The organism is Streptomyces sp. NPDC110618 (genome assembly GCF_055657065.1).
The window spans coordinates 23,624-34,535 of sequence record NZ_JBVKBN010000039.1; the positions used below are offsets into that span (position 1 = coordinate 23,624).

A 10,912-nucleotide genomic window follows, 5' to 3' on the forward strand; every position below is an offset into this window, starting at 1 on the left:
GAGTTGCGCAACCTGAATCATGTTGCGCACAAAGCAACTCAACCGGAGGTGCGGCGATGGCGGGACCCCGAGTGGTCATCATCGGAGCGGGAGTCGTGGGCGCGGCTCTCGCCGACGAGATCTCCGCGCGAGGCTGGACCGAAGTGACCGTGGTCGACCAGGGCCCCCTCCCGGCCACCGGCGGCTCCACCTCGCACGCCCCCGGCCTGGTCTTCCAGACCAACTCCTCCAAGACCATGACCGAGCTGGCCCGCTACACCGTCGAGAAGTTCTGCTCCCTCGACGTCGACGGAAAGCCCTGCTTCCTCCAGGTCGGCGGCCTCGAAGTGGCCACCACCCCGGAGCGGCTGGCCGAGCTGCACCGCCGCCACGGCTGGATCACCGCCTGGGGCGTCGAGGCCCGCATCCTGACCCCCGACGAGTGCGTGGAGCGGCACCCGCTGGTCAACCGCGACAAGGTCCTCGGCGGCCTCCTGGTCCCCACCGACGGCCTCGCCAAGGCCGTCCTCGCCGTCGAGGCGCAGATCCGCCGGGCCACCGAGCGCGGGGTGCGCTTCCTCGCCCGCCACGAGGTCCACGACATCCTCAAGGCCGACGGCGAGGTCACCGGCGTCCGCACCGACCAGGGCGACCTGGAGGCGGACATCGTCGTGTGCTGCGCCGGCATCTGGGGACCGCGCATCGCCCGCATGGCAGGCATGAACCTGCCGCTGACCCCGCTCGCCCACCAGCTCGCCTGGACCGGCCCCGTCCCCGCCCTCGCCGGACAGACAGACGAGGCGGTCCGCCCGATCCTGCGCCACCAGGACGCGGACCTGTACTACCGCGACCGCTTCGACGGCATCGGCATCGGCTACTACGGCCACCGCCCCATGCCTATCTCCGCCGACGACATACTCTCCTTCGACGAGGCCGACGAGATGCCCTCGGTGCTGAAGTTCACCGAGGAGGACTTCGAGCCCGCCTGGGTCGAGACCCAGTCCCTGCTCCCGGCGACCAAGGAAGCGAAGGTCGAGGAGGGCATCAACGGCCTGTTCTCGTTCACCACCGACAACTTCCCGCTGCTCGGCGAGTCCCCGGACCTCAAGGGCTTCTGGGTCGCCGAGGCCGTGTGGGTCACCCACTCCGCGGGCGTCGGCCGGGCCATGGCCGAATGGCTCGTCGACGGCTACTGCTCGTCCTTCGACCTGCACGAGTGCGACGTCAACCGCTTCGAACCGCACCAGCTCGCCCCCGAGTACGTCCTGGCCCGCGACTGCCAGAACTTCGTCGAGGTCTACGACATCCTCCACCCCCTCCAGCCCTCCGGCGACCCGCGCCCCCTCCGCACCAGCCCCTTCCACGTCCGCCAGCAGGAGCACGGCGCCTTCTTCCTGGAGGCGAACGGCTGGGAGCGCCCGCACTGGTACGAGGCCAACGCCGCCCTCGTGGAGGGCCGTTCCATCCCCACCCCGAACGACTGGGCCGCGCAGTTCTGGTCGCCGATCGTCGGCGCGGAGGCGCAGGCCACCCGCGAGACCGTCGCCATGTACGACATGACCGCCCTCAAACGCCTGGAGGTCACCGGCCCCGGCGCCGCCGACTTCCTGGAGCGCCTGGTCACCGGCAAGGTCGCCAAGTCCGTCGGCTCGGTGACATACACCCTGCTCCTCGACCACGACGGCGGCATCCGCAGCGACATCACCGTCGCCCGCCTGGAACGCGACCTGTTCCAGGTCGGCGCCAACGGCAGCCTCGACCTCGACTGGCTGCGCCGCCACCTGCCCGCCGACGGCAGCGTCCAGGTCCGCGACATCACCCCGGGCACCTGCTGCGTCGGCCTGTGGGGGCCGCTGGCCCGCAAGGTGCTCCAGCCGCTCACCGACGAGGACTTCTCCAACGACGGCCTGAAGTACTTCCGCGCCAAGCGCGCCTACATCGGCAGCGTCCCCGTCACCGCGATGCGCCTGTCCTACGTCGGCGAACTCGGCTGGGAGCTGTACACCACCGCCGACCAGGGCCTGAAACTCTGGGACACCCTGTGGGCGGCGGCCCGGCCGCTCGGCGGCGTCATCGCGGGCCGCGGCGCCTTCAACAGCCTCCGCCTGGAGAAGGGCTACCGCTCCTTCGGCACCGACATGACCTACGAGCACGACCCCTACGAGGCCGGCGTCGGCTTCGCCGTCAAGCTCGACAAGCCCGACTTCATCGGCAAGGCGGCACTGGAGCGCCGCAAGGCCGACGTACGGCGCAGGCTCACCTGCCTGACCATCGACGACCCGCAGGCCGTCGTGCTCGGCAAGGAGCCGGTCTACGACGCCGGGCGCGCGGTCGGCTACGTCACCAGCGCCGCGTACGGCTACACCATCGGCAAGGGCATCGCGTACGCCTGGCTGCCCGCCGAACTCACCAGCCCCGGCACGCCGGTTCAGATCGGCTACTTCGATCAGCGCTTCGACGCCGTCGTAGCCGAGGAGCCCCTGTTCGACCCGACCATGTCCCGACTGCGCGGCTGACCGGGGGAGACCGATGACAGCCCAACTGCTCGACGGCAAGGCGACCGCCGCCGGCATCCGCCGCGAACTCGCCGAGCGCGTCGCCAAGCTGACGGCCACCACCGGCCGCCCGCCGGGCCTCGGCACCGTCCTGGTCGGCGACGAGCCCGGCAGCCGCGCCTACGTCGCCGGGAAGCACCGCGACTGCGCGCAGGCCGGCATCGCCTCCCTGCGCCGCGACCTGCCCGCCGACGCCACCCAGCGCCAGGTCGAGGACGTCATCGACGCACTCAACGCCGACCCGGACTGCACCGGCTACATCGTCCAACTCCCGCTCCCGCGCCACCTGGACGCCAACGCCGTACTGGAACGCATGGACCCGGCCAAGGACGCCGACGGACTCCACCCCGTCAACCTCGGCCGACTCGCCCTCGGCGTCGAGGCGCCCCTGCCCTGCACCCCGCGCGGCATCGTCGAACTGCTCCGCCGCCACGACATCCCCCTCGCCGGAGCGCGCGTCTGCGTCATCGGCCGGGGCATCACGGTCGGCCGCCCGATCGGCCTGCTCCTGACCCGCCGCACCGAAAACGCCACGGTGACCCTGTGCCACACCGGCACCCAGGGCCTGGCCTGGCACGTCCGCGAGGCCGACATCGTCATCGCCGCAGCGGGCTCGCCCGGCCTGGTCACCAAGGACATGCTGCGCCCCGGCGCCGCCGTCCTCGACGTCGGCATCACCCGCACCGAGCAGGGCCTGGTCGGCGACATCCACCCGGACGCCGCCCAGGTCGCCGGATGGCTCGCCCCGATGCCCGGCGGCGTCGGCCCCATGACCAGGGCGATGCTCCTCGCCAACGTCGTCGAGGCCGCCGAGAGGAACGCGAACCCCCTATGAACCCGACCCCGCTTCTTGAGGGAGCCGCCCGATGAGCCCCCGCACCCCCGGCGCCGACCTCCCCGACCACCCCGACTTCCTCTGGCGCAATCCCGAGCCCAAGCGCTCGTACGACGTGGTGATCGTCGGAGGCGGCGGCCACGGCCTGGCCACCGCCCACTACCTCGCCCGCAACCACGGCATCACCAACGTCGCCGTCCTGGAGAAGGGCTGGCTCGCGGGCGGCAACATGGCCCGCAACACCACGATCATCCGCTCCAACTACCTCTGGGACGAGAGCGCCGGCATCTACGAGCACGCCCTCAAGCTCTGGGAGGGCCTGGCCGACGAACTGGACTACCCGATCCTCTTCTCCCAGCGAGGCGTGCTGAACCTCGCCCACAGCCTCCAGGATGTCCGCGACAGCGTGCGCCGTGTGGAGGCGAACCGCCTGAACGGCGTGGACGCGGAATGGCTGGACGCGGACGGCGTCAAGGAGGTCTGCCCGATCGTCAACACCTCCCAGGACGTGCGCTACCCGGTCCTGGGCGCCACCTACCAGCCCCGCGCCGGCATCGCCAAGCACGACTACGTGGCCTGGGGCCTGGCCCGTTCCGCGGACGCGGCCGGGATCGACATCATCCAGAACTGCGAGGTCACGGGCCTGGACGTGGTCGGCGGCCGGGTAGTCGGGGTCCGGACGACCCGAGGCCCGATAGCGGCGGGCAAGGTGGCCCTGTGCTCGGCGGGCCACACGTCGGTCCTCGCGGCGATGGCGGGCATCGACCTCCCCCTGCAGAGCCACCCGCTGCAAGCCCTGGTCTCGGAACTCCTGGAACCGATCCACCCGACCGTGGTCATGTCCAACGCGGTCCACGTCTACGTCAGCCAGGCGCACAAGGGCGAGCTGGTGATGGGCGCGGGCATCGACGCGTACACCTCGTACACCCAGCGCGGGGCCTTCCACATCATCGAGGAACAGATGTCGGCGGCCCTGGAACTCTTCCCGGTCTTCGCCCGCGCCCACGTCCTGCGCACCTGGGGCGGCATCGTCGACGTCAGCCCCGACGCCTCACCGATCGTCGGCCTCAGCCCGGTACGGAACCTGTACCTCAACTGCGGCTGGGGAACCGGCGGCTTCAAGGCGACACCGGGCGTCGGCTGGGTCTACGCCCACACGATCGCCGAGGACGAGCCCCACCCCCTCAACGCCCCCTTCTCGCTCGACCGTTTCACCACCGGCGCGCTCGTCGACGAGCACGGCGCGGCCGCGGTGGCCCACTAGGACCACTGGACGCTTTGGAGCCGACCCATGCTGCTCATCCCCTGCCCGTGGTGCGGGCCCCGCGACGAGTCCGAGTTCCACTACGGCGGCCAGGCCCACGTGCCCTACCCCGAGGACCCGTCCACCCTCACCGACGAGGAGTGGGCCCGCTACCTCTTCTTCCGCGACAACCCCAAGGGCCCCTTCGCCGAACGCTGGACCCACACGGCGGGCTGCCGCCGCTGGTTCAACGCGGTACGGGACACCTCCACGAACGAGATCCTGACGGTGTACAGGGCGGGGGAGGAACGCCCGGAGACGCCGGAACCGCGGCCGGCAGTCTCGGCGGTGCCTCCTGACGCCGGTCGGTATGTCTCAGCCCGTCCGCCGTTTGAGGACGAGGCCGTTCAGGCCGATCAGCGGGGGTCTGGGGGCGGCAGCCCCCAGGGGACGGGAACGGGTAGGGGCGGCGGGGGCGAGGAAACCCAGCCGTTCCGCCACCCCACCCGCGGCCGAATCGACCGCAGCACCCCCCTCACCTTCACCTTCGACGGCACCGAGTACCAGGGCTACAAGGGCGACACCCTCGCCTCCGCCCTCCTCGCCAACGGCGTCATCGCGGCAGCGACCAGCATCAAACTCGCCCGCCCCAGAGGCATCTTCTCCGCCGGCCCGGAAGAACCGAACGCCGTCGTCCAGATCGAGGAACCCTTCCCCGAGCCCATGCTCCCCGCGACCACGGTCGAGCTCTACGACGGCCTGGCAGCCACCAGCCTCCCCGGCCAGGGCCGCCTGGCCACGAGACCGGACCCGTCCCGCTACGACGCCGTACACGCCCACTGCGACGTACTCATCGTCGGCGCGGGCCCCGCAGGCCTCGCGGCAGCCGCCGCAGCCGCGAACACCGGCGCCCGAGTCGTCCTCGCCGACGAGAACCCCGAACCCGGCGGCACCCTCCTCGGCACAGCGGAACACCTCGACTGGGTCCAGGAGACCCGCGAACACCTGGAATCAGCACAGGAGTTCCGCTACCTGCCCCGCACCACGGTCTTCGGCCACTACGACGACAACCACCTCCTGGCAGTGGAGCGCCGCACCAACCACCTCGGCGCACAGGCCCCCACCCACATGGCCCGCGAACGCGTCTGGCGCATCCGAGCCCGCCACGTGGTCCTGGCTACCGGCGCCCACGAACGCTCCCTCGCCTTCCCGGACAACGACCGCCCCGGCATCATGCTGGCCTCCTCGGCCCGCACCCACGTCAACCGCCACGGCGCGCTGCCGGGCCGCCACGCGGTGGTCTTCACGACGAACGACAGCGCGTACGAAGCCGCCCTGGACCTCACCCACGCCGGCCTGACCGTCACCGCGATCGTCGACACCCGCCCGAACCCGGGCGAGTGGGCCGACCGGGCAAGAGCGGCCGGTATCGAGGTGCTCCCGGGCCACGCGGTCACCGGCACGGAGGGCGAGGCCCGCCTCACCGCCGTGACCGTGGCGCCGTACGGGGAGACCACGGGCCGCCGGGAGTTCGCCGCCGACCTGCTCCTGGTCTCCGGCGGCTGGAACCCGGTCGCGCACCTGTTCAGCCAGTCCGGCGGCAAGCTCCGCCACGACGAGACCCTGGGCACGTTCGTCCCCGACGCCTGCCGCCAGGCGGTCGAGGTGGCGGGCGCCGCGAGCGGGGTGTTCGACCTGGCGGGCGCCCTCGCACAGGGCGCGGCGGCCGGGGTGAGGGCTGTGGCGGCCGAGGGCTACACACCGCAGGCACCGAGCCTGCCGCGCGTACCCCCACAGCCCGCCCCGACCCCGCCCATGCACGTGTACGTCGTCCCCGGCGGTCCCGCCGACGCCCCGCGCTTCGTCGACCTCCAACGCGACGTCACCGTGGCCGACCTGGCCCGTGCGACCGGCGCCGGACTGCGCTCGGTCGAGCACACCAAGCGCTACACCACGGCCGGTACCGCCAACGACCAGGGCAAGACCTCCGGCGTCCTGGCCAGCGGCGTGGTCGCGGAACTGCTCGGCGTGGACATCTCGGCGCTCGGCACCACCACCTTCCGCCCGCCGTACACGCCGGTCTCCTTCGCCGCGCTCGCGGGCCGCGACCGGGGCGCACTGAGCGACCCGGTCCGGACGACCGCGATCCACGAGTGGCATGTCGCGCACGGCGCGCTGTTCGAGAACGTCGGCCAGTGGAAGCGCCCCTGGTACTACCCGCGGGACGGCGAGGACATGGAGGCCGCGGTGCTGCGCGAATGCCGGGCCACCCGGGAGGGCGTCGGCTTCATGGACGCCTCCACCCTCGGCAAGATCGACGTGCAGGGCCCGGACGCCGGGGTCTTCCTGGACCGGCTCTACACCAACATGATGAGCACCCTGAAGGTCGGCATGGTCCGCTACGGCGTCATGTGCCGCCCGGACGGCATGGTCTTCGACGACGGCACCGTCATGCGCCTCGCCGAGGACCGCTTCCTCACCACCACCACGACCGGCAACGCCGCCGTCGTACTGGAATGGATGGAGGAGTGGCTGCAGACCGAGTGGCCCGAGCTGAAGGCGCACTGCACGTCGGTCACCGAACAGTGGGCCACCGTCGCCCTCGTCGGCCCCAAGTCCCGTGCCGTCCTCGCTGTCCTGGCGCCCGAACTGGCCGTCTCCAACGAGGACTTCCCGTTCATGGCATGGCGTGACGCGACCGTCGCCGGTATCCCCGCCCGCGTCTGCCGGATCAGCTTCTCCGGTGAACTCGCCTACGAGATCAACGTGTCACCGTGGCGGGCGCTCGCGCTGTGGCAGGCCGTGTACGAGGCCGGCGCCCCGTACGGCATCACCCCGTACGGCACGGAGACCATGCACGTCCTGCGGGCCGAGAAGGGCTACCCGATCATCGGCCAGGACACCGACGGCACCGTGACCCCCCAGGACCTGGGCATGAGTTGGGTGGTGTCGAAGAAGAAGCGGGACTTCATCGGCAAGCGCTCCTACGCCCGCGCCGACACCGCCCGCCCCGACCGCAAGCACCTGGTCGGACTCCTCCCGGAGGACCCCGGCACCCTCCTCCCGGAGGGCACGCAGCTGATCGCCGACAGTGTGCTGCCCGCCCCGCCCGTGCCGATGCTCGGCCATGTGACGTCCAGCTACCGCAGCGCGGCCCTGGGCCGGACGTTCGCGCTCGCCCTGATCAAGGGCGGCCGGGACCGGATCGGCGAGCGCCTGTACGCCCCCGTGGGCGAGCGACTGGTCCCGGTGACCGTCGCGAGCCCCGTCCTCTACGACCCCGAGGGAGCCCGCCGCGATGGCTGAGACCGCCACGACCGCCTTGCCGCGCAGCCCGTTGTCCCACGTCGCAGGTCGTCTGGCCGCCGCCACCCGCGGCTCCGGCGGCGCGGTCCGGCTCGCGGAACTGCCCTTCCTGACCCAGCTCACCGTGCGTCTCGACGCCAAGGGCGCGGCGGCGGAGGCCGTCGGGCTGGCCCTGGACCTGCAACTGCCCCTCCAGCCCAACACCGCCGTCCGCTCCGGGGAGCTGACCGTGCTCTGGCTCGGCCCGGACGAGTGGCTGCTGGTGGCGAGGCCGGGCTGCGAGCGGGAGCTGGAGGGCCGTATCCGGCAGGCCGCGGGGGAGGAGCCGGTGTCCGTCGTGGACGTGTCCGCGCAGCGCACCACGCTCCTGGTCAGCGGCCCGCGCGCGCACGACCTGCTCGCCCACGGCTGCTCGCTCGACCTGCACCCACGGGTCTTCGGCCCCGGACGCTGCGCCCAGACGACTCTGGGCCGCACCCAGGTCGTCCTGGTCGCCCGGGACGAACCACGGGCGGGCTTCTGGGTGCTGGTCCGCTCGACGTTCGCGGGCTATCTGGCGGACTGGCTGCTCGACGCGGCGACGGAGTACGTCCGGGCACCGGACGTGGCGACGGAGTACGCCTGAGCACACCGGATGACGCGGCCCGCCCCGTACCGCCGCCGGATGGGCCTCAGCCCAGGTAGCCCATCCGCCGGCTGATCTCCTCCGCACCCTGGATCAGCACCGGGGCCAGCTCCGCCATGCGCTCCTCGGTGAAGCGGTAGGTGGGGCCGGAGGCGCTGATCGCGGCGATGACCTCGCCGTCGCGGGAGCGGATCGGGGCGGCCATGGCGTGCAGCCCGATCTCCAGCTCCTCCAGCGCCACCGCGTACCCGCGTTCGCGTGCCAGGGCGAGGTCCTTCTCCAGCCTGGCCTTGGTGGTCAGGGTGTGCGGCGTGAGCTTCCGCGTGCCGGAGGCGGCGAGCACCGCCGCCCGTGCCTTGTCCGACAGGTGGGCGAGCAGGATCTTGCCGCTCGACGTGGCGTGGACCGGGGTGAGCTGGCCGACCCAGTTGTGGGTGCCGACCGCGCCCGGACCGCGCACCTGGTACAGGTTGACGGCGTAGTGCTCCTGCAGCACCGCGATGTTGACGGTCTCGCCCAGTTCCTCGGCGAGCCGTTCGCACACCGGCCGGCCCTGCTGGGTGATGTCCAGCCGTCCCGTGACCGCGCCGGCCAGCCGCACGATGCCGAAGCCCAGCCGGTATTTGCCGCGCTCGGCGGTCTGCTCGACCAGCCCGCGCGCCTCCAGGGCGCCGAGCAGCCGGAACGCGGTCGACTTGTGGACGTCGATCTCGGCGGCTACTTCGCTGACGCCCGCCTCGCCCCGCTGGGCGAGGATTTCCAGGACGCTGACCGCGCGGTCGACGGACTGCACCCCGTTCACCGCGGGAGCCGCTGTTTCGCTATCTGCGGTGTAGTTGCTCATGGCGCAACTATACGCAATCGGCGGCGGATGACTTGGGCCGATCGGCCCTCTTGCCCGGTGCCGTTCCGCCCCTCCGCACCCTAGGGCCCCGTGCGGGTCGGCGGAAGACCGGCGCACGGTTGCTCTTCCCCTCTTGACAGGGGGTGTCCGCGACGGGACAGTTTGAGCGATCGTTGCTTATAGCGAAGGTAGTTGCATGATTCGCAACTGCGCTTGACGGAGATCGCCCCTCGCCGCGTGTGCGTCCGACACTCCCCGAAGGTGACCCGATGACCCTCACCAACCTGCCGCCCAGCCTGATCCCCACGCTGTCCGGCGCGTACTACACCGACCCCGAGGTCTTCGCCCAGGAGCAGGAGCGGATCTTCGAGGCCATGTGGTTCTGCGTGGCCCGCGCCGCCGACCTGGACAAGCCCGGCGCCTTCCGCACCTACCAGGTGGGCCGCGAGAGCGTGCTGGTCTCCCGCTCCCGGGACGGCTCCGTGCGGGCCTTCCTCAACATCTGCCGGCACCGCGGCGCCAAGCTCTGCCTGGAGGAGTCCGGCGAGGTCAAGCGAGCTTTCCAGTGCCCGTACCACGCCTGGACCTACGGCCTGGACGGCAAGCTCGTCGCCGCCCCCAATCTGACCTCCATGCCGGACATCGACCGCACCGAGTACGGCCTGGTCAACGTCCACGTGCGCGAGTGGCTCGGTTATGTGTGGGTCTGCCTCGCCGACGAACCGCCCTCCTTCGAGACCGACGTCCAGGGCGCGATCGTCGAACGCCTCGGCGACCTGGACTCCATAGAGCGCTACGGCATCGAGGACCTGAAGGTGGGCCGCCGGATCACCTACGACGTGAAGGCCAACTGGAAGCTCATCATCGAGAACTTCATGGAGTGCTACCACTGCGCGACCATCCACCCCGAACTCACCGAAGTGCTGCCGGAGTTCGCCGACGGCTACGCCGCCCAGTACTACGTCGGCCACGGCGCCGAGTTCGGCGAGGAGATCCAGGGCTTCACGGTCGACGGCTCCGAAGGACTCGATCGCATACCCGGCGTCGCCGAGGACCAGGACCGCCGCTACTACGCGATCACCGTCCGCCCGCAGGTCTTCGTCAACCTTGTGCCCGACCACGTGATCCTGCACCGCATGTACCCGATGGCGGCCGACCGCACGGTCGTCGAGTGCGACTGGCTGTACCTGCCGCACGTCGTGGAGAGCGGCAAGGACGTGGACCGTTCCGTGGAGCTCTTCCACCGGGTCAACCAGCAGGACTTCGACGCCTGCGAGCGTACCCAGCCGGCCATGTCCTCCAAGGCCTACGCCAAGGGCGGGGTCCTGGTGCCCAGCGAGCACCACATCGGCGCGTTCCACACCTGGCTGCAGAGCAAGCTCGACGCCCACACCGGAGGAGAGAGCCGATGACCCGGTTCCACCAGTCCTTGCACGAGCTCGACCCGGAGGTTGCCGCCGCGGTCGATGCCGAGCTGCGCCGTCAGCAGTCGACCCTGGAGATGATCGCCTCCGAGAACTTCGCG

Annotated in this window: 7 protein-coding genes; 6 read left to right on the forward strand and 1 reads right to left on the reverse strand. The window is 71.3% G+C overall.

The window, feature by feature from the left end:
• Positions 1 to 56: 56 nt before the first annotated feature.
• The 5 genes from ACZ7L7_RS36470 to ACZ7L7_RS36490 are packed head-to-tail and all read left to right on the forward strand — an operon-like array spanning position 57 to position 8,543.
• A complete protein-coding gene (locus tag ACZ7L7_RS36470) occupies positions 57 to 2,495 on the forward strand; it encodes a GcvT family protein (protein WP_472077973.1) in 2,439 nt (812 codons plus the stop codon).
• Between the two features lie 13 nt (positions 2,496 to 2,508).
• On the forward strand, positions 2,509 to 3,369 hold the full coding sequence (locus tag ACZ7L7_RS36475; protein ID WP_472077974.1) for a bifunctional methylenetetrahydrofolate dehydrogenase/methenyltetrahydrofolate cyclohydrolase: 861 nt from the start codon (positions 2,509 to 2,511) through the stop codon (positions 3,367 to 3,369).
• A 31-nt stretch (positions 3,370 to 3,400) separates the two neighbouring features.
• Positions 3,401 to 4,633, forward strand: a complete 1,233-nt coding sequence (locus ACZ7L7_RS36480) for a sarcosine oxidase subunit beta family protein (RefSeq protein ID WP_285516799.1) — start codon at positions 3,401 to 3,403, stop codon at positions 4,631 to 4,633.
• Between the two features lie 27 nt (positions 4,634 to 4,660).
• Positions 4,661 to 7,918: a sarcosine oxidase subunit alpha family protein gene (locus ACZ7L7_RS36485; protein ID WP_472077975.1), complete on the forward strand. Its 3,258-nt coding sequence runs from the start codon at positions 4,661 to 4,663 to the stop codon at positions 7,916 to 7,918.
• Positions 7,911 to 8,543, forward strand: coding sequence for a sarcosine oxidase subunit gamma (locus tag ACZ7L7_RS36490; protein WP_472077977.1), 633 nt, complete (start codon positions 7,911 to 7,913; stop codon positions 8,541 to 8,543). Before ACZ7L7_RS36485 ends, ACZ7L7_RS36490 begins: the two co-directional genes overlap by 8 nt.
• 46 nt (positions 8,544 to 8,589) lie before the next feature.
• On the opposite strand, the gene ACZ7L7_RS36495 is transcribed toward ACZ7L7_RS36490, so the two are convergent.
• Positions 8,590 to 9,387, reverse strand: coding sequence for an IclR family transcriptional regulator (locus ACZ7L7_RS36495; RefSeq protein ID WP_285516802.1), 798 nt, complete (start codon positions 9,385 to 9,387; stop codon positions 8,590 to 8,592).
• 269 nt (positions 9,388 to 9,656) lie between these two features.
• On the opposite strand from ACZ7L7_RS36495, the gene ACZ7L7_RS36500 reads away from it, so the two are divergent.
• The gene (locus tag ACZ7L7_RS36500; protein ID WP_285516803.1) at positions 9,657 to 10,799 is read left to right on the forward strand and encodes an aromatic ring-hydroxylating oxygenase subunit alpha; all 1,143 of its coding nucleotides are present in this window, start codon (positions 9,657 to 9,659) and stop codon (positions 10,797 to 10,799) included.
• Positions 10,800 to 10,912: the final 113 nt, after the last annotated feature.